The 21,747-nt window shown below is 57.5% G+C and carries 19 protein-coding genes; 15 read left to right on the top strand and 4 right to left on the bottom strand.

The features are described from left to right. Positions 1-12 precede the first annotated feature (12 nt). From B5525_RS35145 to B5525_RS35125, 4 genes are all read left to right on the top strand, one after another. On the top strand, positions 13-435 hold the full coding sequence (locus B5525_RS35145; protein WP_154073631.1) for a hypothetical protein: 423 nt from the start codon (positions 13-15) through the stop codon (positions 433-435). A gap of 245 nt (positions 436-680) precedes the next feature. After that, complete coding sequence (locus tag B5525_RS35140; protein ID WP_079570466.1) at positions 681-1,082, top strand: hypothetical protein; 402 nt, start codon at positions 681-683, stop codon at positions 1,080-1,082. Between the two features lie 939 nt (positions 1,083-2,021). Next, entirely contained in the window at positions 2,022-3,542 is a 1,521-nt protein-coding gene (locus tag B5525_RS35130; RefSeq protein WP_244567695.1) for an adenylate/guanylate cyclase domain-containing protein, read from the top strand. 365 nt (positions 3,543-3,907) lie between these two features. Further along, a complete protein-coding gene (locus B5525_RS35125; RefSeq protein WP_154073630.1) occupies positions 3,908-4,321 on the top strand; it encodes a hypothetical protein in 414 nt (137 codons plus the stop codon). Positions 4,322-4,524: 203 nt separating this feature from the next. Here the strand turns inward: B5525_RS35125 and B5525_RS35120 are convergent, their stop codons facing one another. Continuing rightward, positions 4,525-5,652, bottom strand: a complete 1,128-nt coding sequence (locus B5525_RS35120) for a squalene monooxygenase (protein ID WP_154073629.1) — start codon at positions 5,650-5,652, stop codon at positions 4,525-4,527. 12 nt (positions 5,653-5,664) lie between these two features. Between B5525_RS35120 and B5525_RS44860 the strand changes: the two genes are divergently transcribed. Then, a complete protein-coding gene (locus B5525_RS44860; RefSeq protein WP_154073628.1) occupies positions 5,665-6,252 on the top strand; it encodes a hypothetical protein in 588 nt (195 codons plus the stop codon). A gap of 383 nt (positions 6,253-6,635) precedes the next feature. Here B5525_RS44860 and B5525_RS35115 read toward each other — a convergent pair whose 3' ends face one another. After that, positions 6,636-6,938 carry a DUF1127 domain-containing protein gene (locus B5525_RS35115; RefSeq protein ID WP_079570461.1) on the bottom strand — a complete coding sequence of 101 codons (303 nt, stop codon included), beginning with the start codon at positions 6,936-6,938 and terminating at the stop codon, positions 6,636-6,638. Positions 6,939-7,095: 157 nt separating this feature from the next. Between B5525_RS35115 and B5525_RS35110 the strand changes: the two genes are divergently transcribed. Next, the gene (locus tag B5525_RS35110; protein WP_244567694.1) at positions 7,096-8,652 is read left to right on the top strand and encodes a winged helix-turn-helix domain-containing tetratricopeptide repeat protein; all 1,557 of its coding nucleotides are present in this window, start codon (positions 7,096-7,098) and stop codon (positions 8,650-8,652) included. Between the two features lie 216 nt (positions 8,653-8,868). Here B5525_RS35110 and B5525_RS35105 read toward each other — a convergent pair whose 3' ends face one another. Next, entirely contained in the window at positions 8,869-9,951 is a 1,083-nt protein-coding gene (locus tag B5525_RS35105) for an L-dopachrome tautomerase-related protein (protein ID WP_079570458.1), read from the bottom strand. Between the two features lie 438 nt (positions 9,952-10,389). Between B5525_RS35105 and dps the strand changes: the two genes are divergently transcribed. From dps to B5525_RS35065, 8 genes are all read left to right on the top strand, one after another. Further along, positions 10,390-10,884 (top strand): DNA starvation/stationary phase protection protein Dps, encoded by a 495-nt coding sequence (gene dps, locus B5525_RS35100; RefSeq protein WP_079570457.1) that lies wholly within the window; start codon positions 10,390-10,392, stop codon positions 10,882-10,884. Continuing rightward, positions 10,869-11,978, top strand: a complete 1,110-nt coding sequence (locus B5525_RS35095) for an enolase C-terminal domain-like protein (RefSeq protein ID WP_244567693.1) — start codon at positions 10,869-10,871, stop codon at positions 11,976-11,978. Before dps ends, B5525_RS35095 begins: the two co-directional genes overlap by 16 nt. Positions 11,979-12,045: 67 nt before the next feature. Further along, on the top strand, positions 12,046-13,452 hold the full coding sequence (locus B5525_RS35090) for an NAD-dependent succinate-semialdehyde dehydrogenase (protein ID WP_079570455.1): 1,407 nt from the start codon (positions 12,046-12,048) through the stop codon (positions 13,450-13,452). Between the two features lie 29 nt (positions 13,453-13,481). Then, positions 13,482-15,077 (top strand): benzoylformate decarboxylase, encoded by a 1,596-nt coding sequence (gene mdlC, locus B5525_RS35085; protein WP_079570453.1) that lies wholly within the window; start codon positions 13,482-13,484, stop codon positions 15,075-15,077. 62 nt (positions 15,078-15,139) lie between these two features. Next, positions 15,140-16,153, top strand: coding sequence for a zinc-binding alcohol dehydrogenase family protein (locus B5525_RS35080; RefSeq protein WP_079570452.1), 1,014 nt, complete (start codon positions 15,140-15,142; stop codon positions 16,151-16,153). A 52-nt stretch (positions 16,154-16,205) separates the two neighbouring features. Further along, entirely contained in the window at positions 16,206-16,718 is a 513-nt protein-coding gene (locus B5525_RS35075) for a cupin domain-containing protein (protein WP_079570450.1), read from the top strand. A 74-nt stretch (positions 16,719-16,792) separates the two neighbouring features. Then, complete coding sequence (locus B5525_RS35070; RefSeq protein WP_079570449.1) at positions 16,793-17,236, top strand: GlcG/HbpS family heme-binding protein; 444 nt, start codon at positions 16,793-16,795, stop codon at positions 17,234-17,236. 239 nt (positions 17,237-17,475) lie between these two features. Beyond that, positions 17,476-18,594 (top strand): L-dopachrome tautomerase-related protein, encoded by a 1,119-nt coding sequence (locus B5525_RS35065; RefSeq protein ID WP_197687876.1) that lies wholly within the window; start codon positions 17,476-17,478, stop codon positions 18,592-18,594. A 76-nt stretch (positions 18,595-18,670) separates the two neighbouring features. Here B5525_RS35065 and B5525_RS35060 read toward each other — a convergent pair whose 3' ends face one another. Next, positions 18,671-19,537, bottom strand: a complete 867-nt coding sequence (locus B5525_RS35060; RefSeq protein ID WP_079574206.1) for a LysR substrate-binding domain-containing protein — start codon at positions 19,535-19,537, stop codon at positions 18,671-18,673. Positions 19,538-19,719: 182 nt separating this feature from the next. Between B5525_RS35060 and B5525_RS35055 the strand changes: the two genes are divergently transcribed. Beyond that, entirely contained in the window at positions 19,720-21,213 is a 1,494-nt protein-coding gene (locus B5525_RS35055) for an ATP-binding protein (RefSeq protein WP_172900038.1), read from the top strand. Positions 21,214-21,747 lie beyond the last annotated feature (534 nt).

The following is a 21,747-nucleotide window of genomic DNA, read 5'->3' as shown; positions in this document are numbered from 1 at the left end:
AGGAGAACTGCCATGATTGCGCTATCTAGCACTTCTGTGAACCCTACGTCTGCCAAACGCTATGAACTACCGAGAACACGTCTCAGCTTGTATTACCTCGCTGGCTATACGCTTCCGGTCGGTCTGTCTCTGATGTTCGTACCACAGCTGACGATGCAACTGTTGTTCAGCAATCACGTCTATGATGACCTCGGGCTCCGCATCGGTGGAGTATTTCTCTTCTCGCTCGGGTTGATCGTAGTCGGCATGATTGTCCGTGAAGTGTCGCGCGCTTATGTAATAACGTTGTTCGTGCGCGCTTTCATCATTGCGGCGCTATTGACGCTCTTCACCCAGTATCGCGACCCGGCGCTGCTGGCAACGAGCGCGGTTGTCACAATAGGCTGGATCCTGACATTCCTCGGTTGGCGCAAGGACAGTGAGCAGCGTGGGTAAATGATGATCCCATGACTGTGCGGTAGAATTATATGGTGGATGGCACGCGTCACGCGCGTGCCGCCCGCCATCCCCTCGGGACGGTCAGTCCCAAAGGGAACATTGGGCATCCTCTTCGCTGGCTTGAACTGCTATCATGTGCCTCCCCTGCCTCAAGGGCATAAACGAGGCGAGCTGACGGAGCGGCGCAGCAAAGATCACGGAGAAGCAGGTTCAGGTCTCAATCGGTCCGAGGAGCTATCACCATGCATGCGATTCGAAAATTGCGTGAGTCAGGTCACGCTACGGTAGCTGACTACGAAAAACTTCTCGCTCCAAATGTTGTTTTTCACAGTCCTGTGTTGATACGGACCGCAGAAGGTCGCGCGGTAGTTGCTAAGATTTTCGCGGCCTCGACCACTCTGCGAGAAGGCGCCTATACGGGCGAGTGGAAGCTAGATAACCGAAGAACCTTACTGAGGTGGAAAGGAACAATTCAGGGGTACGAACTGGAAAGTTTCGATCTTATCGAAGAAAACGACGAGGGACTGATTGTCGATCGTACAATAGCGTTTCGTCCAATGCCCGCAGCGAAGCTTTTTCGGGATGCCATGCGCGCTGCCATGGGAAGCGCTATTCCAGACGATTACTGGGAATATTCAAATTAGGTGGATCGACGATCCCGTTCACTGCGATGTCGGTTGGGAAGCCATTCGCCACTGATCTCGGCATGTCCGTTTTTGGCTGCACAACCCGGACATGCCGCGGTGGTCCGACGACGTCTGCTGTTGGGGGTAGAACGGACATGCCGTTCAAGCGGGCCGACTTCCGAGTTTGACCCAAATGCGACATGAGCAGCACGAATTTGCCGCTACGCGCAGCCCCCCTTCGGCAATGATGTGCTAGAGTGCGAACTTGGACCGAGTGGCGTTGCGGTTAACCCACCGCGACCGGGGTCAGAGTTTGCAGATTCAAAAGAAAGCGAATAAAATCAAATTCCGAGCGCAGGGAGGCATCGTCATGTGGTTCTCGTCGCGTGTATCTGTCGCGAATTTCTGCATTGCCCTGTTGATGTGCGGATTTGGCGGTCCGGCAGTGTCGCAAACCGCAACATCCACGGCCAACCCTACGCGCACGCTTCCCAGCGTCACTGTCGATGCGCCGACAGTCAGGCCAAAGTTGAGACCGCAGGCGGTTGCCCGTAGTGCCGTACACCACCGGACATCGACAACGACCGTTCAAACCATATTGGCGGCATCGACCTCTGACTCCGAAAAACTGGCGAAGCTTGCGAACATCGCCGGCAGCTGTGTCGGCGGGTGCGTTACAAGCTTTAGGTCCGGAAACGACCCTTGGCACGGCTGCTCGGTATCTTCCTGGCCGGCGCTGTCGCCAACCTGCAGAAATGTCGCTGGTTTCAAAACCTATGAGGAGTGCAGAGAGATAGGACTTCTGATGGGGTGGAGAAGCAGTGAAATCCCTTGGTACTGCAGCAGCCTAGCTTTGAAGTAACGAAATAACGTGCAGAATTGACGGCAGCCAGCTTTGTTGGCGGCCTACTTCGCATCATACCGTTCGGGAATGTCGCCTAGTGGCACTTTTCGGACATGCCGAGACAGCCCGACGATGTCCGCTCCGGGGTAAAGCAGACATCCCGCCGCAAGGCCGCGACTTCCGTTTTTGCCCCCCAGCGGACGTCAGCAACCACCAAAAGATGCACCTTGGGGCCGCCCCAGCGCCTTCTGTATGTCGGGTTTGGGACTACACTGCTTCCGGCGGACGGCAAGCGTGACGCCGCTGCCAAAGGGATGACCGTGGAAGGCCCGATCAAATATGCCCGTAGTGGCGATGCTTACATCGCCTACCGTGTTTTTGGCGATGGTCCCCGAGACATTGTGCTGGTCCCAGGCACCATCTCGCACGTCGAACTGCTATGGGAGATGCCGAGCTATGAACATCTGCTCAAGAGACTCACTGTTTTCGCCCGGGTAATCACCTTTGACAAGCGCGGCCAGGGGCTTTCGGACCGGGTCGCCGAGCAGTCGTTGGAAGAACGGGTCGGTGACGTGCGCGCGGTGATGGACGCGGCAGGCTCTGAGAGCGCGACGATCTATGGCTGGTCGGAAGGCGGCCCGATGTGCCTGATGTTTGCTGCCACCTATCCGGCGCGAGCCTCCGCCTTGGTGCTGTTTGGCACTTTTGCGTCGATGAAGAGCGAACCTTGGATGATGACCCGCGAGGCGTTGGATGAGTTCCTGGCCCGACTAATTGCGCACTGGGGAGAAGGCATCTTGGTACGCCTGAACGCGCCGAGCCGGCGCGATGACCCCGTCTTCCTTCAATGGTTTGCTAGAATTGAGCGTGCAGCAGCGAGTCCTGGTTCAGTTCGCGCCTTAATGGAGGCGAATTACGAGATAGACGTCCGTCACCTGCTACCGACGATCCAAGCCCCAACGCTGATACTGCATCGAGCCGGTGATAAGCTCGTGCCGGTGAACATGGGCCGCTACCTGGCCGAGCACATCCCCGGTGCCAAGTATGTCGAGATACCCGGCACTGATCACCTGGTGCTCGATCAGGAGACACAGGATCTCATTGCAGACGAGATCGAGGAGTTCATAACTGGCACACACCGGCTTCTCGAACCTGACCGGGTGCTCGCCACCATCATGTTCACCGATATTGTTCGATCTACCGAACGCGCCGTCGAACTGGGTGACGCGCGATGGAACGAGGTGCTCAGCAACTACTACGCGGTGTTGCGAAAAGAATTGACTGCATTCCGCGGCCACGAGGTGAACACCACAGGCGACGGTTTGCTTGCCACCTTCGACGGCCCGGCGCGCGCCATGCGTTGCGCCCGCTCGGTGCGCGAAAAGATACAGCCGCTGGGTCTACAGGTCCGCACTGGACTGCATACCGGCGAGTGTGAGCTGATTGGCGGCAACGTTGGCGGAATCGCGGTGCATATCGCGGCGCGCGTCGCCGCGATCGCAGGAGCGGACGAGGTGATGGTATCGAGCACGACCAAAGATCTGGTCGCGGGCTCGGGACTTCAGTTCGTCGATCGTGGCGCGTACAACCTCAAGGGCGTACCTGGCGAATGGCGGTTGTTCGTCGTTCAATAGAAAGATGCCGAGTTTCTACCAGCCTTCAGGCCACTTCCGTTATTGGCACGTTTGAGACATGCCCCGATGTCTGCTTCCCGATCGCTATCAGAGGGAAAGCGGACGTGACGCGGACATCGTCAAAACGACGCCACGCAAGGCGGACATTGGCGCGCGCGTTACTTCCGAAAACGATTTTGAGCCGCTACGATGGGTTTTTCCGGAGCAGGGGGACGGCATCGGGGCGTGATCATAGTCACACTGGAAGCAGAGCCGCCTTATCCTGCTCAACGCTCTCTGCGACGAGCGTTCAGGGATTTGCGTGCAGCGGTGCCAAGTCAGCACCACTTCGAATGGAATGCTTCGAACCATCAAAAGGAGTCGAAATGCGCATCATTCTCGCGATGGTTTTGATCCTTGTTTCGTTGATGGTCCAGGATTCGTTCGCTGAAGAAGCCTGCTCTATCGGCAGTCTTAACGGACGATTCATTTTCACAGGACGGGGCTTCATTGAAGCGGTTGAGCCCGGCGTCCAGCGCGTACACTACGGCATGTTCGTCTTTGACGGCGCTGGCAAGTTCACCGGCAAACAGTCATCCAGCCGAGGTGGCAAAATTGGCCGCGAAAAGCTGCAAGGGACCTACACGCTTGATAGTGACTGCACCGGAACGCTGACATTTGATTCTCTTCTAACATATGGCCAGACCCATTGGGATTTGTACGTCACAGAGGACCATAAGAAGGGCTACCTAATCCGCATGGATGAAGGCTCAATGGCCGTTCGAAGCTTCGAGAAATAAGCAAAGACCAAGATGATCGCCGCCTGCCCTCTCTATCTCTGGCGATGCTGCTCTGGGTCGTCGCCTTATGGCACCAAACGGACATGCTGCCATAGTCGCCTCACGTCTGTTGTTGGGGGAAGAGCGGACCTAGCTCGGATAGGCCCCGAGGTCTCAGTTTGACCCGTTGCAGACATAAGTTGGCTTGCGCGGGGTCAGAAATGTTATTCGCGAGCCATTTGGAACAGCTCAAGCCGAACGAGCCGGTCGACAGCTGGATCCTGGAGGACGCTTGGCGGCTTGAGCAGTTGCTGAACCTCTGCCAGTAACCGGTGAACGGCGGCATCGTGCATTGCGGTCCGAATCAGGGCGTCGTTGTATTTGAGCCTGCTCTCGAAATCTGTCGGGCGTTCGCCGCGCGTCTCTGGATAGATGAGATCCGGGACCGCCGACATGTTCCACGGCGCCTCGACCAACGGCACGCTTTCGGAAAAGAACGCTAGTGCCAGCCTGGCAAGCGGATCGGCCTTCGTCGCTCGGGCCTTCAGAAGCTGGTTCAGAAGGCGAGCTTCCTGCGCCGCCACGCTCATGCCCTGGCCATAGACCGGGTTGAAGCGGCAGATCGAATCGCCGATCGGCACCAGGCCACCCGGAAACGAGCTCATCCGATCGAAACGGCGCCATGCGCTGGCCGGATAGGCATAGCGTTCGAATCCGCCCTGCCGCTCGGCGTGCTTGATGGCGTTGTAGATCGTCTGCGTCTCGAGCCGCCGGGCATAGTCCATAAATCCGTCCGGCTCAGCCGGTGGCCGTTCGCCGAGCCGTCCCGTGAGCGTCAGAACCCAGCGATTGCCTTCGATCGGCAACATATAGCCGCCGCGGCTGCGTTCCGGCGCGTGGGGGTGAGTGGCTATGCCTCTCCAATTGGTGGATGCGTCTTGGGGAATCACGAAGGTGGTCGTCGTATAATGGAGATCGATGCCAATGACGATTTCATCCGGTACCGGCTGGCCAGATGAACGGAGCAGTGCCAAGGTCGGCGCACCGCGTCCGGACGCATCGACAACGAGATCGGCTGCGAGGATTGCCTGCCGTCCATCGGCGGATTCATACCTGACGCCTGTAACCATGGTGCCATCGGGCGTAGCGGTGATCTCAAGCACCTGGCACTCCGAGCGCACCGTCAGATTGGAAAGCCTCTCGGTTTGTCGGCGCGTTATCAACTCTATTAGCGGACGGGATGCGCCATAGAAGAGCCAGCCGAAATCGCGCGACGGGAGCGGACCGACACCCGGCATCTCCACACGAAGCTCGCCTAGCATTCGAAGCGGCACTGAGCCGGCATCCAGCAATTCTCGCTCGAAATGCGGAAACAGATCGGTCAGCGCCCGCTGGCCGCCCGGCAGCAAACCGTGCAGCTGCCGGGATTGCGGCGCGCCCGGTCGCGGCACCGCCTGATTCGGCAGGCGGTCACGCTCCAGCACGATCACCCGTTCAAAATAGTCGGCAACCGCGCCCGCTGCGGCCAAACCGGCCATGCCGGCGCCGATCACTACGGCTTGCTTACCGATCTTTCTAGCTGCCATCGCGCTCTCCTCATCCATGTGGCGTTGCCGCCCATGAGGGGGACGAACCCGTTACGTTGTGATTTCAGCACGGACAAAGGGTGTTACGATTGTAGTGCCGCCATACTGTGGTTGGCTGCGGAGCACCTGGCGCCTCGCTGTCGGTTAGATTTGGCAAAAGACACCGATGTTCGCGCGCTTTTGTTGCCGAGGAGCGCGGCGCGCGGAGGCGGCAAACTATACCTGATCTGGTTTCACGAGTGCGACCGCTTGACGAATTTCCGCGTACTGATGTCGGTTACTGGCACCTTTGAGACATGCCGACCGGTGCTGCCGATGTCTGTTCATTGGGGAAGACCGGAACTGACCGGCGCGCGGTCAAAGTAGCGCTTTTTGACCCTTAGCGGACGCGAGTATGATTCAGGTGATGCCATTCAGCATCCTGAACAGGCCTTCCCCGCGCGCGGTGATGTTGCCATCCAGGTCTAGGGAAGCGAAATTCAGATTCAGTACTGTTGTACTATATTTCAGGATGAGTTTTTGGTCGGAGGACAATCGCTAACACCGCCCGCCGGACCGAGGCCACGCGATCACAAGCCAGGCGAAGGCAGGACACTACCGTCGGAAGATTTCGAGCGACCATGCCGGCCGGCCGCGGCTTGCGCTCCTTTAGCCAATAGTTTTCATACCAGGAACTATCGACTTGAAAGGCGCGCATCGCGAGGTCGAGGTCTCTCGGAAAGCGGTGCGAATAATCGGCTGGCATGGCACTATCCCTTGCATTCAGACGAGGGGTCCTTAAGTGACCGACCCAAAGCGGAAGTCGGCCCCGAGGAATGGTGCGTCCGGGCATGTCGATTCGAGACGACGTATTCGATCTCACCGCGCGTCATGCCGATATCCATGAGCTCCCAGTCGTTCAGGCGGCACAACTCGGCGCGTTCCCTCTGTCGTTTGCGTCGTTCTTTGCGCCGTTCCTGAAATGCATCCCAATGTCTCTTGAAGAAGCTGGAGACACGCCGCGTCGATGCCGCCGTCTGTCCCAACCCTGTCGCACCATAGGTCGTGCTCATGGCGGCATCTCCTGGGTTTTTACTCAGACGAGGGTGCCAAGACATTGGGGGGCGCGCTTGACATTCGGCTTACATTTTCCTTACCGACGGCTTATTCTTTGCGTTGCAACCGATGCTAGAGCCTCGACAATCGGAGGCTGCCCAAGGGATTGGAAGCTTGCGCTATCTCTTCGAGGAGTACGCATTCGACACCGACCGGCGCGAGCTGCATCGGGGGACGGATGTCGTCTCCGTCGCGCCACAGGTATTCGACTTGCTCGACTACCTGATCCGCAACAGGGAGCGTGTCGTCAGTAAAGACGACCTCATCAACGCCATTTGGAATGGGCGTATCGTGTCCGATGCGGCGCTGACAACGCGCCTGAATGCCGCCCGGACTGTAATCGGCGATTCCGGCGAGGAACAGCGCTTCATCAAAACACTACCGCGCAAGGGCTTCCGTTTCGTCGGAGCAGTCCGGGAAGCGCAGGAACCGGCAGACGCAGCAGCCGCCGACAACCAGGTAGAACTTCAAAAACCCGACCTTGCGCTCCCCGACAAACCCTCCATCGCCGTGCTGCCGTTTGAGAACATGAGCGGCGATCCCGAGCAGGAATATTTCGCCGACGGCATGGTGGAAGAAATCATCACTGCGCTGTCGCGCTTTAAGTCTCTGTTCGTTATCGCACGTCACTCGAGTTTCACCTTCAAGGGCAAAGCCGTCGATATCAAGGAAGTCGGGCGCAGGCTTGGCGTGCGCTATGTCCTTGAGGGGGCTGTGCGCAAGGCATCGGGAAAAGTTCGGATCACAGGGCAGTTGATTGATGCGATTACAGGCGCGCATCTATGGGCGGACAGATTCGAGCGTGATCTGACGGACATTTTCGCTCTTCAGGACGAAGTAACGCTCGCCGTTGTCTCGGCCATCGAGCCAAAGATGCTTCAAACAGAAATCGCGATTGCGACGCGGCGGCGACCGGAGAACCTCACCGCCTATGATTTTTATCTCCGTGCTATGCCGCAGTACTATCTGGCGACCCGCGAAGGGATGGCCGAGGCGATAAGGCTGGCTCATCGCGCCTTGGAGCTCGACCCCGGGTTTGCTTCGGCCGCGATTCTGGCAGGTATCTGCCACCTGCTCAACGTCGTTTGGGGTTTTAGCAACGATCCCCAGTTCGACCGCAAGGAAGCAGTTCGGCTTGTTCGTTTGGCATTGAGCATCGATGATGGCGATCCGGAAACGTTAGCAAGGGCTTCCCAAACCTTGGCGCATATGGTCGGCGATAGTGAAGGCGCGATCGAAATGGCTGACCGGGCGGTCGCGCTCAACCCAAATTCATGGATCACATGGACCAACAGAGGCGAGGTCTATAGAGTTGCGGGACTGCCGGAGGAAGCAATCCGGAGCTTTGAACGCGCCATTCGCGTGAGCCCGGTAGACCCGCGGCTATACATGACGCTTAGTGGCATTGGGCTGGCCCTTATTGAGCTTCGCCGCTTTGACGAGGCGATCGTGGCAGGGAAGAAAGCCCTTCGTCAGAATCCCTCCTTTGTGGCAACTTACCGCTGCCTCGCGTCCGCCTTCGCCCATCTCGGACGTGACGCTGAGGCGCACGACGCGGCGGCGCGTGTGCTTGAGATCGATCCCGCCTTTACAATATCGGCGTTTGTCGCCCGGGAATCAAACGTAAAGCTGTTTATTGAGGGTCTTCGGAAAGCAGGGTTGCCCGAGTAGCTCTCCGACGTCCACGAGGGATCGAATGGCGGCGCTCGGCTGCGGCGCATGAGTCCGGTTATGGCACAAAGCGGACCTAATGTTTGCCAGGATCAACGTCCGCTGTTGAGAGAAGAGCGGACATCGACGTTCCATAACGTCTGATCCGCGAATGGGATTGCAGGCGGCGGGTAGGTGCTAGCTGAGGCATCCGTTCGTCACCGCGTAAGCTCTATTTCATTTAGTCGGGGTGCCGTTGAAGGTGAGGCGAAACAGCTGTGTCGGCCAAGCAATCTTCGATCTCCCACCGTGGAAGATGCCGATGCGGTCCAGCTGCGGCACGGGCAGCCAGAGCGAGCCTTCGCTGTCCAGATAGGGCGCATCAACCCAGTGCAAACGCGGATCACTGACGATGGTTTGGATGTGACCGTCGAAAGTACGCCGTTTCACAGCGTTTTCGGCCAGATCGGTAAAATATAGGTCGCCATTCGGCGCCATCGCGGTTCCGCCAACCGGCGGAAGCTCCGCCCAAGGCTCGACATGATCGGCCGAGTTGGCGCGGGGGTCATCGAGCCATTGCGTCTCGATACGTGACCACGGCCCATTCAACGGTCCAAAATAGAGATAGCGACCGTCTGGGCTGAGCTCCATTGGATCGCTGTGGACCTTGAGCGGTTTGCCATCCGGCGCAAGCACCACTTCACCAGCGACGACGATTGGACGGTTGGAAGCCGTCACGGATGGCGCCCCGCTTAGAACGCGCCGTGCGTTTCCCGTCTTTAAGTCGAGCACGATGAGCCCGGGTCTTCCCGCGTCGGTAAGATAAGCCGTGTCGCCATGAATCCGAATATCGTCGATATAGCCGCCGGGGAGGGCAACGTCGGCGGCGAAGCGATAGATGCGAATGACTTTATCGGTCCCGAGATCGATACGCACGACCTTCGCTCCGTTGGGCAACGGAGCACCGCCGAACGTTGGGCTGCCGGTATCGACCACGAAGAGATCGCCGTTGGGCGCACGGTGCAGCGCATTGACATCAACGAAGGTCGAGGCGGGGTCTTTGCCGGGACTCCAGTCGTTCCAGGCCACATCCGGAAACGGCGCAGCCCTACCCTTCCCGTCGAGCAGCGCCAGTTGAGGGCCGCGGGAGCCCGTCCAGCGCGGGCCACTGACAAAGATGCGGCCCCGGTCGAGGGTGACAGCATTCCAAATCATCGCCTGGCTCTCAGCAACGAGCGATAAGGTTGGTGCGTTCGTCTGGGCCGTCGCCAGACCGGCGCTAGCGGCCAATGGCGCCGCCCCAAGCATGATCTTCTTCATGACCACATCTCCGCAGCGCGGTGTCGACCAGGCGGCATGACAATGACCTCTCAGCCTGTGCGTCGCCCAAGGGCGCGACATAACTTCGCGTTCAGCTTCACCGCGATTCAAATCGAAGTATAGGGCCGCCCCGTTCGGCGGCGCCGATAAATTGGCAGCGGCTAACGATCCTCAAATGTCTGTGAACGCCTCGTTCACAAATCTTCACATCCGGGGACGCAACTTCACGTGGCGGTAAAATCACGTGTATCGCAACAGCCACGGCCCTTCGCGAAGTTTTTGCTGTCAGCGCCGCGTGGATCAAAATGAAATTCGGCCAGATAAGAACTTCGGATGCCCTCTCATAAAACCACAAGTACCCACGTGACGGCTTTGCCAAGTTCGGCTGAGATATGCGCGTCAAGTCTTGGGCGCGCTTCCGCGCCGAAAGGAACGAGCGTGTACAAAACCAAGAACGATCTATCTGAAAACACGCGAACCGCTGTTGCAGAGCTGTGCAATGCCCGTTTAGCCGATGCGGTGGATCTCCAAACTCAGTGCAAGCAGGCGCACTGGAATATTAAAGGGCCGTCGTTTATTGCTCTGCATGAGCTGTTCGACCGGATCAACGAGCAGGTAGAGGAGTTTGTCGATCTGATCGCGGAACGCGGAGTTCAGGTCGGTGGGATTGTTAGCGGTACGGCACGAAGTGTGGCGGCTCGATCAGCACTTCCGGAATACCCAAACGCCTCAAGTGGACACGAACACGTTGAAGCACTTAGTGCGGCGCTAGCTGTATTTGGGAAGAACGTGCGCGCGGCGATTGAGTTCTGTGGAGAGTTTGGCGACGCAGACTCTGCCGATATCTTCACGGAGATCTCACGAGCTACCGACAAGTGGCTTTGGTTCGTCGAGGCTCATCTCCAAAGCGAACATCGGTGGGCAAGCAGATGATCGCTCCCATCTTGTTCAAGAATGTGAAAGTTCGCGCCGTCCTAGTGCCGCTACGACGACCGGTGATTGCTGGGATTGGACGGTTTGATCGTTGGCCCCTGGTTCTCGTCGATATAGAGACCACCAGCGGCATTGTGGGCCGAAGCTATGTTGCGCCCTATAGGCTTTCTGCAGTTTCGGCCGTTGTTGCCGAAGTGCGCGACCTCGGCGAAGCCCTCAACGGTAAATCGATCGCGCCATTCGATGCGTTTGAAGGCGCCATGAAAGCGCTGAACGTAGTTGGAGTCTCTGGAATCTCGACGATCGCGATGTCGGCCATCGACATGGCGGCCTGGGACGCATTCTCGAAAGCAGCTGATCTGCCGTTAGCGGTCTTTCTGGGCGGTACGCTGGGCCCCGTCCGCGCCTACAATAGCAATGGTCTTTGGCGTCACGAAGTCGGCACTATCGCCGCAGAAGCGCGGTCTTTGCAGGCCGAGGGAGGCTTCTCGGCCATGAAGCTCCGCCTTGGCAACACCCATGTGAGGGACGACCTCGCAGCGATTAGAGCGGTTCGCGAAGGGGTGGGGACCGATATCGACCTGATGGTGGACTTCAATCAAGCGCTTGGCCTTGGCGATGCGATAAGGCGATGTCACGAGCTTGATGATGAGGACTTGTATTGGTTCGAGGAGCCGATCGCATATGACAACGTTCGAGGCTACGCCCAGCTTGCGCATCAGGTCCGCACGCCCTTGCAGATGGGTGAAAATTACTACGGGCCGCGGGATCTATTCACCTTCCTGGCTGCCGGTGCCGTGCACTATGCCATGGCAGATCTGATGCGAATTGGGGGTGTCACCGGATGGCTTCGTGCCGCCGCTATAGCCAGTGCTGCCGGCATTCAGCTTTCAAATCATCTCTATCCTGAAATCGCCGCTCATCTGTTGCGGGTGACACCAACAGCACATTGGTTGGAATGGGTGGATTGGGCGAACCCGATTCTCGCCGAGCCGCTCGAGCCGGAAGGTGGTCAGGTGACGGCATCTGCTCGCTCAGGAACCGGCATCGATTGGAATGAGAAGGGCGTCAGCAAGTACGCCATCGACATCTAGCCTCCGAGCTAGTGGCGGATCAGCAATGTTCGCTGACCGAATAAGGCCCCCGATCCTGGAGAGCGACATGACCTATCAGACTGTCAGCCCGGCAAATGGCGAAGTAATTAAGACTTTTCCTGATATTTCGGACGCCGATCTGGAAATAGCGGTCAGGCGCGCACAAGCGACCTATGAACAAGATTGGCGGCATCGGAGCGTTGTAGAGCGCGCAAGGATAGTATCCGCCGTTGCCGGTAGGCTGCGCGATAGCGCGGAGGAGTTTGCCCGATATGCAACGCTAGAAATGGGCAAGCTGCTCGTGGAAGCACGCGGCGAAATCGCGCTTTCCGCGGACATTCTTGATTATTACGCCAAACATGGCGACCGCTATTTGAAACCGCAGGCCGTTCCAGATGCGCCAGGTAACGCAATCGAGACTTTGCCGCTCGGCATCATCCTCGGGATCGAGCCTTGGAACTTCCCGTACTACCAACTCGCGCGGGTTGCGGGGCCGCAGTTGGTGGTTGGTAATGTGGTGATGATCAAGCACGCCGGTAGCGTCCCGCAATCGGCCACGGCATTCGCGCGGCTCTTTGACGAAGTTGGCGCTCCAGCCGGAGTGTACACCAATCTCTTTGCGAATTTCGATCAGGTCGGCCGTCTGATCGACGATGTTCGGATCCGTGGTGTGACGGTCACTGGCAGTGAAAGAGCTGGCGCTTCCGTCGCGGAGCGGGCGGGCCGCAACCTAAAAAAATCGGTGATGGAGTTGGGCGGAAGCGATCCCTTCATCGTGCTCGAAGACGCGCCCCTGGAGCCCACTCTCGACAATGCGCTGTGGGGGCGGATGAACAATACAGGTCAGAGCTGCGTTGCGGCAAAGCGTTTTATTGTTGTCGGAAAGCAACGCGGTAAGGAATTTTTAGAGGGGCTTAAGGTTCGAATGAGTGCGTTGAAGGTCGGCGATCCCAACGATCCATGCACGAAGCTCGGTCCGGTTTCCTCGGAGAAAGCGCTCAAGGGCCTCCTGCATCAGATCGACCTCGCAAAAAAGAACGGTGCGAAGGTTGTCATCGGCGGCAACAGGATCGCGCGACCGGGCTTCTACATCGAAGCGACGATCCTGACCGACATCACAAAGGATAACCCGATCTATTCACAGGAACTGTTTGGGCCAGTCGCAAGCGTTTACGTGGTGAAAACCGAAGATGAGGCGATCGAGTTGGCCAACGCGACACCGTTCGGCCTTGGAGGATCGGTCTTCACCGCTGATATCGAACAAGGGAAGAAAGTAGCTGCGCGTGTCGAAAGCGGGATGGTGTTTGTCAATCATTCCACTTGGACGGCGCCCGAACTTCCTTTTGGGGGAATCAAGAATTCCGGCTACGGCCGCGAGTTGTCTGAGCTGGGCTTTGGCGAGTTCGTCAATCGACGATTGGTCAGTGTTTCGCCCGTCGGCGCCCCGCCACCCGGGGTCAATCAGGGCGGTTAGCCCGTCGAACCAGAATTGGAGATTTCAAGATGCTGACCGTTCAACAGGCTTTCTTCGAGGTGGCGCGCCGTTTGAAGCTCACCACGATATTCGGCAATCCTGGGTCTACCGAGGAGACTTTGCTGAAGAACTTTCCTGCGGACTTTCGCTATGTACTGGCGTTGCAGGAAGCTCCCGCAGTAGCGATGGCCGACGCTTATGCGCAGGCGACCGGCGAAGCTGTGCTGGTGAATCTGCATACCGCCGCCGGCATGGGTAACGCGTTAGGTAACATCGAAAGTGCTTGGTACAATCGTGCGCCCCTTATCATTACGGCTGGGCAGCAGACGCGAGAAATGCTGCTGATCGAGCCCTATCTCACGAACACGCAGCCGCTCGAAATGCCAAAGCCTTTCGTGAAGTGGGCTTATGAGCCGGCGCGGCCTGAGGATGTCCCGGGTGCTCTGATGCGGGCTTACGCCATGTCGGTGCAGCCGCCGGCCGGTCCCGTCTTCCTTTCCATTCCGATGGACGACGTCGACCGGCCCTGTCCTCAACTGCCTGAGATCCGTTCAGTCAGTAGGCACTTGGGCGCCGATCCTAAATACCTGGCGCCAATGGTTGAAGCTATGTCGGAAGCCCGTTCGCCGGTACTGATCATTGGAGGTGCCGTCGATCAAAGTGGCGGTTGGGACGATGCGGTTCGGTTAGCTGAGCGCCTGGGCTGCAAAGTATGGGCTGCACCTGCCGAAGGCCGGCCGGGGTTCCCGGAAACCCATCCGCTCTATCAGGGCATGCTCACCAGCGCGATCGGACCGCTGTGCAAGCAGCTCGAAGGTCATGATGTAATCGCGGTCATAGGTGCTCCGGTGTTTCGGTATTACCCTTATGTCGCGGGCGATTATATACCCGCCGGATCACGGCTCTTTCACATCACGGACGATCCGAGCGAGGCAGGACGTGCCCCTGTTGGGCAGAGCATATTGGCTGATCCGGGTCGGGCTTGCGCCGTTCTTGCCGAGCTTGTCGCCAAGTCCGATCGTGTGCTTCCTCCCGCCCGGCCAAAACTGGCCGCTCCAGTTCGGGGCGTGAAGATCACAGCGGACTTCCTCTACCACGCGATAAATGAGACGCGTCCTGATGACAGTGTTCTAGTTCAGGAATCGCTGTCGACGCTGAAAGCGCTGCGCCAGCGGTTGCCCACCAGCCGTTCGCGGTCATTCTACTCAATGTCGAGCGGCGTGCTCGGTTATGGCCTTCCCGCTGCGGTTGGTGTCGCGCTGGCAGAGCGCGACAAGGGAAGCAATCGCAAAATCGTCAATATCGTCGGTGACGGTGCGGCCAACTACGTCATACAAGCGCTCTGGACAGCCGTGCAGCATAAATTGCCAGTCGTATTCGTCATACCGCGCAATGGCGCCTATAATATATTGAAGGCCTTTGCGCACCAATTGGACACGCCAGGCGTTCCCGGCCTCGACTTGCCGGGGTTAGACTTCGTCTCGCTAGCCGCTGGATACGGCTGTTCCGGCGAGAGGGTGAGCGAGCACGACGCCCTCAGCGACGCGTTAAGGCGCGGCATGTCGGCGAAGGGCCCGCATCTGATAGAGGTCGAGATCGATCCGACGGTACCTCCTCTCATCTAGCCGCATACGTTGTCACCGATGCTGATCAAGGCTCGAACGATGCAGTGCAAGGGAATTTCAAAATGAAGGCGATTGGTTATCGGATTCCACGGCCCATCGCCGCGGAGGACTCTCTCGTCGATCTTGATCTGCCGACACCGCTTCCTGGTGCGCTTGACTTGCGCGTGGCGGTTAAAGCCGTCTCAGTCAATCCCGCCGACGTCAAGAGCAGGGCTAGCGCGGTACCTCCTAAAGGTGAAGCGCGGGTTCTTGGCTTCGACGCAGCCGGTGTGGTGGATTCGGTCGGATCAGGTGTGACGCTGTTCCAGCCGGGCGATGAGGTATTCTATGCCGGGGCAATCGATCGACCGGGGACAAACTGCGAATTGCATCTGGTCGATGAACGCATCGCAGGACGCAAACCGACAACGCTTTCCTTCAGCCAAGCCGCCGCGTTGCCTCTCACATCGATAACAGCGTGGGAATTGCTGTTCGATCGTCTGGGAGTACCTTATGGCACCAAGACGCAGGGCGGAACTCTACTGATAATCAACGGAGCAGGCGGCGTCGGATCAATCCTGACCCAGATCGCGCGCCGGTTAACGGGGCTAACAATTGTAGCGACAGCATCTCGTCCCGAAACCATCGCTTGGTGCCACGAGATGGGTGCACACCATGTGATTGATCACCACCAGCCCTTCAATCAAGCTCTGAAGAGCATTGGTATCGATCAGGTTGAATATGTCGCAGGTCTGACCGCAACAAGTCAGCATCTCTCGTCAATCGCAGCGGTTATCGCTCCTCAGGGCAGATTGGCGCTGATCGACGATCCCAAGTCACTTGACATCGTTAGCCTCAAGCGAAAATCCGTCTCGATTCATTGGGAGCTGATGTTTACTCGGTCTCTGTATCACACGCCGGATATGATCGCGCAGCACCGGCTCCTGAATGAGGTCGCAGACCTCGTCGATGCAAGCATCCTTCGGACGACACTGACCGAAGATGCTGGACGAATGAGTGTCGCCAATCTCAAGCGGGCTCACGCTCTGGTCGAGAGCGGTCGTTCGTTCGGAAAAGTTGTGTTGTCGGGTTTTTAACGTAATGGCTAATGGAAGCTCTGCTCGGTTCGTTCGCCCGAAAGGAAATAGAATGCGATACCATCTGGGTATTATACTAGCCACTGTATTGGCGCCCTATGCGGCTGTGGCGCAGGATGGTCCGGCGCGAGCCCTGTCCGCAGCGCCAGCGGTAACTGATGCACCAGGAAAAGGCACGCAGCCGATTCCCAGCGGCCACTCCGCAATACTGCCATCTCTCTACGAGCTCAGTGCCCAGCCGATAGAACAAATCTCGCCGTTGGTGCAACGCCAGTACCTGAATGGCACGCAATCGACGCTCGTGAAGTGGACGGTAAAGAAGGGAGGCGTGTTTCCGCTGCATCACCATTCCAATGAACAGATCACTTGGATTACCGAAGGCCGCTGCGAAGTGGTTTCACAAAACAGAAAGTTCGTGATGTCGGCCGGAATGGTTCTGGTGATCCCGCCAAATACGCCCCACGAGTTCGTCTGCACCGAGGATACTATCGATATCGATTTCTTTGCACCCCAGAGACAGGACTGGATCGATGGCGCTCCATCGATCGCAGCGACAGCGAAGTAATTGCGACTTTTCACTGAAACGATGCAACGACGTCCCGAGCTTTTCGGCTCTCCCAAGCGTTGAAAGGAATTTCCATGATTGCGAAAACGTCCCTCGTTCAGGACAAACGACAACTGACGTATGCAGGCGCCGCGGTCGCGATCGAGGCGGCGGTCGCGAAATCGAGGCAAATCAGCGCGCCCGAATGTATCGCCGTTGTGGATGCTGGCGGGAGTCTGCTGGCCTTCGCTAGGGTGGAGGGCGCTGCCGTGCTTGCCCAAAAGCCCAGTATTGCGAAAGCAGAGACTTCGGCTTCGATCGGTGCTCCTACCGGTGCGATTCCGTTCGAATTCGGGATCAATCTCGGCTCCGCCAGCCATGGAGGCATTGTCAATCTGGGCGGCGGACTTCCAATAGTCTTTGACGGTCAGGTTGTCGGTGCCATTGGTGTTGGCTCGGGAACGACGGAACAGGACGTCGCCGTGGCGCAAGCAGGACGTGACGCCGTCGTAGCTGCGCTGCAGAAGGAGTACAGCTAAATGAACACGGCGGGATGTGTCCGTCTCGACCTCGCTTGGCTAGCCATAGCGATTACTTTGAGCGGTTCGAGCGCGAGACAAAAAACCTCGCCGTGGTGGATTAGCCGCAACGTAATTGGAACGTACTCAGCTACGCTTCAACGGTTGTTGCGGTGATGGTCAGATTAGTAGTGCTAGTAAGCGCAATGATTGCTCTCGGCCCGTTGTCCGAGGCCGCTTCTCCAACTCACGGAAAGACCATGACGAGATCTTCAGCCCCAGCGGTTAAACAGCTAGCTTCCGATCGTGCGATCGGAAAACTTGAACAGGTTTTCGAGTTTCATGACGCGATGCCGACCGGCGTGACGGTCACGACAGATGAGCGAATCTTTATCAATTTTCCACGCTGGGGTGACGAGGTTGCCTTCACCGTTGGTGAGATTAGGGACGGTAAGGTCATTGCGTATCCCAATGCCGCGATCAATATCTTCGACCCGAATCGTCCGGGCGAGACGCTCGGCAGCGTGCAGAGCGTCGTGATCGATGCGCTGAACCGGCTCTGGATTCTAGACACCGCGGCGCCAAAATTCTCGACGCCGTTTGCAGGCGGAGCAAAGTTAATCGCTGTCGATATCGCCACCGACAAAGTAGTCAAGACGATCGTTCTTTCCCCGCAAACCATTTTGCCGACTACTTACATAAACGACGTCCGGTTCGATCTGCGCCAGGGAAAAGCCGGTGTTGCCTATATCACGGATTCGTCGGTCAGCGGTCCCGGCGGGATCATTGTTGTCGATCTCGATAGCGGTGAAAGCTGGCGCAAATTGACTGGGCATGCCTCGACATCGCCTGATCCGGCTTTCATCCCCGTTGTTGAGGGTGAGCGCCTAGCGGTCCGCGAGAGAGGCAAGGCACTAGCGCCGTTCAACGTCGCGTCGGACGGAATTGCAATTTCCGCAGACGGCGACACCCTTTACTACTGCCCACTGTCCAGCCGCCACCTTTTTTCGGTCTCGACCGCCCTTCTACGAGACCGGTCGTCCAATGACGACGCAGTCGCTCAGTCTGTAGTTGATCTAGGTGAAAAGGGCGCGTCTGACGGTCTCGAAGCGGATGACAAAGGGCGAATTTACGCTGGTGACTACGAGCGCAACAGTGTTCGGCAACGTGAGGCCGATGGTGAATGGAAGACCATTGCACACGATCCCAGGATCCTCTGGCCCGATACGTTATCAGTTGCGAGCAATGGTTACCTCTATTTCACCGCTAATCAATTGCATCGCTCGGCGCAGTTCAACGAGGGCAAGGATCTGCGGCAAAAGCCATACGCCCTCTTCCGCATCAAGATTGATGCAGGTCCCGTCCTTCTCAAGAAATGATGTCCAGGGCTCACGTCGGATATTTTTAATAGTGTCGGCGCGGCGAAGGTCATGCCTCCGCCAATTTGAAGTAACCTCAGAGAATTGATGGCGCCTGTAGCCCTTCCAATAGGAATGAGACCAATGGTTGCGCTAGCGATTTTTCCGCGGTGTCATCTCCGATCAGAACAATCTCAGTCATAGGCAATGCCGGCCAGTTAGCTGGCATTGTCAGGGTTTGCATGCCCTCCTGAATAAACGAGCGGCCCAATGTGGTGACGCCCAGTCCCCCGGCGACGGCTGCCTGTACCCCCGCCAAGCTGCTCACCGTACAGGCGGTCTCCCATGACTGCTGTACAGCATCCAATGTTTTGAACATCACTTCTCGATAAGTGCAGGGGGCTCTGAGCATTACCAATGGAAGTGGCCGTGTCAGGTCGAGGCGATAATCAGAAGCAGCGAACCATACCATCGGCTCGCGCCATATAACTCGCCCACGCTCCTGGAACTGTCTGATCGCGATAACGAGATCGAGTTCGCCTGCGTCGAATGCGACGAGCAGATCGTGGGTAAGACTGGTGTTTACGTCGAGTTGGACGCCGGGATGAAGTCGAAGAAATCGCGCTAACAGACGGGATAACTGCAGAGGAAGAAAATCTTCACAGATTCCGACCCGCAACTTGCCATTAGCAGACGGGGAACGAAGCGATCTGATGACATCGTCATTCAGATCCAGCAATCGACGCGCACCAAGTAAGAGCTGAGCGCCTGCGCTAGTGAGAGCGAGCCAGCGACTCGTGCGCTCGAATATTGGAAATTCGACGATCTCTTCAAGCCTCCGAATCTTCTGGCTTACCGCCGACTGTGAGCGGCCCACGGCTTCCGCCGCGCTGGTAAAGCTTCCGGAATCAGCGACGGCAACGAAGGCGCGTAACAGATCGATGTCGAGATCGGGCAAACGCATATTCATTCGCCTTGTTACTGGGTCCATTAAAACTATGCGCTTCTCTTATTGCGGGCAAGGACCGATATGTCCTTGGGGCATCTTGGATCAAGCCGATTTAAGACGGAGCTCTCATGAACTTTATGACTCGGACGTTTGGGGGCCGGCAGGCGACTAGGACGGCCGCGGTCCTCCAGGTACAGATGCAATCGGCAACTTCCAATCGGGCAGTGGCCGACGCTCCCCCAGCGACGAGCTTAGCCTCCGACGACAGCGAGGTGTCCTTTGGGCCGTTTCGGCTTATTCCATCTCGCCGGCTGTTGCTGCACGGCGACACACCGTTACGCATCGGCTCTCGGGCCTACGGCGTCTTGCTCGCGCTTGTCGAAAATGCCGGCCAAGTTGTGAGCAAAGAGACGTTGATGCTCCGGGCTTGGGGCCGCGTCCACGTTGAAGAGTGCAACCTCCGGACAGCGATCGCCAACCTTCGCCGCGCGCTTAAGGCCAGCACCGGGCATGTTTATGTGGCAACTGATCAGCGACGAGGATATCGCTTCGTAGCGCCTGTGACATTCGCGAGCGTATCGGCCTTACGCCGCGGTCTTCGAACACCGCTTTCAAAAATTGTTGGTCGTGACGATGAGATAGTTCGTCTTCTAGATGACATCAGTTGTCATCGACTCATTACTGTCGTTGGTCCTGGGGGTATCGGGAAGACCACGGTCGCGCTATCCGCTGGGAATTTGGCGCTAAGCCGTAAATTGATCAGCGAGGCGGTTCTTGTCGATCTGTCAACGGTCGAGGATCCGAACCTCGTCCCCGACGCGATCCGAGTTTCACTCGGTATCGGCCGTCAGACCAATGATCCCATAAAAGATATAGAAACGTTACTGTCGAATCGCCGATTCTTGATTGTGCTTGACGGCTGCGAGAAGATAGTCGCGGCAGTTGCAGATGCGGCCGAGAGTGTCTTAGCTGTGGCGCCGAATGCTAAAGTGCTCGCGACCAGTCGAGAACCACTTCGGGCCGATGGTGAAAGAATTCATCGGCTCGGTCCCTTGGCGATGCCAGATAGTTCATATTTGGGATCCATCCAGACGCAAAATTTTGCATCTGTTGAGCTGTTTGCTGACCGGGCCGCGGCGCGCGTGAGGGGCTTCGAACTCACCGAGGCAACCGCTCCGATTGTCGCCAGGATCTGCAGGCAGCTTGACGGGATTCCATTGGCAATCGAACTGGCGGCAAGCCGGCTGGACGCCTTCGATCTGCCGATCTTAACCGAACTACTTGATGGCCATTTTAGCCTGCACATGCTCGGGCGCGTAACGGCGCTCCCGCGTCATCGAACGCTGGCTGCGTCTCTGGATTGGAGCTTCGATACGCTGACAGACGAGGAAAGTATTGTATTTCGGCGATTGTCGGTATTTCAAGGACCGTTCGGTTTCGATGCTGCCCGCGAGATCGTCAGTGACGATCAACTTGCATCGGGCGACGTGAGCAGCATCATCGCTCGCCTGTCGGCGAAGTCGATCATCTCAACCGGTACCGGTCATGCGCAAGGTAAACACCTCCTTCTCAGCGTCACCCGAACCTACGCGTTAGGAAAACTCGAACAGAGCGGGGAAAAGAATATTGTTCTCGAGCGTCTTGCCAGATTTAGGGAAGGTATGTCGAAGCAGGACGGCATTGGAGCATAGGCTTATTCGCTCGGCATTTGTCGGCAGGGGCGGTCCGTTATCCCGTAACCCAATTATAATCTTAACCCCGCGCGCCGAAGACCGCTTGGGGTGTTTTGGAGGCGAAAGCCGACCCAGCGAAGTGAATAGTCGCCGTCGAAATTCCATAACGCCTCATACGCGGAGGACATCGCTTCGTCATTGGTGCGGTGCATGAGTCTGGTTGTGGCTCGTTTGAGACATGCCGACTGCGTCGAGCACCCAAACAAAAAGACCGCCGGATTGACCGACAGTCCTTTCGTTGACAGTTGGGGTTGATGCGCTCGACTTTGCCCTTGGCCTTCTGACGCTGCCACTTTGGGACTGGTCTCTCCTTGACGCTGGCCGGTGCGAGAACCTTATCGATCAAACCCAACCCAGAAATGGGCAGGCCACAAACAAGATCAAGTGAGCAAGGCTGACGTAGATCGACCAATCAGGTTAATCCAGATCAATACGGCGCGCGGCAAAATCGCCAATGGTGACCACTCCACTAGGCGCGGAGCCGTCTTAGCT

The organism is Bradyrhizobium erythrophlei (assembly GCF_900129505.1).
GTDB lineage: Bacteria > Pseudomonadota > Alphaproteobacteria > Rhizobiales > Xanthobacteraceae > Bradyrhizobium > Bradyrhizobium erythrophlei_D.
Note: the sequence above shows the minus strand (reverse complement) of the source record. Positions and strands in the feature narration are given on the sequence as shown.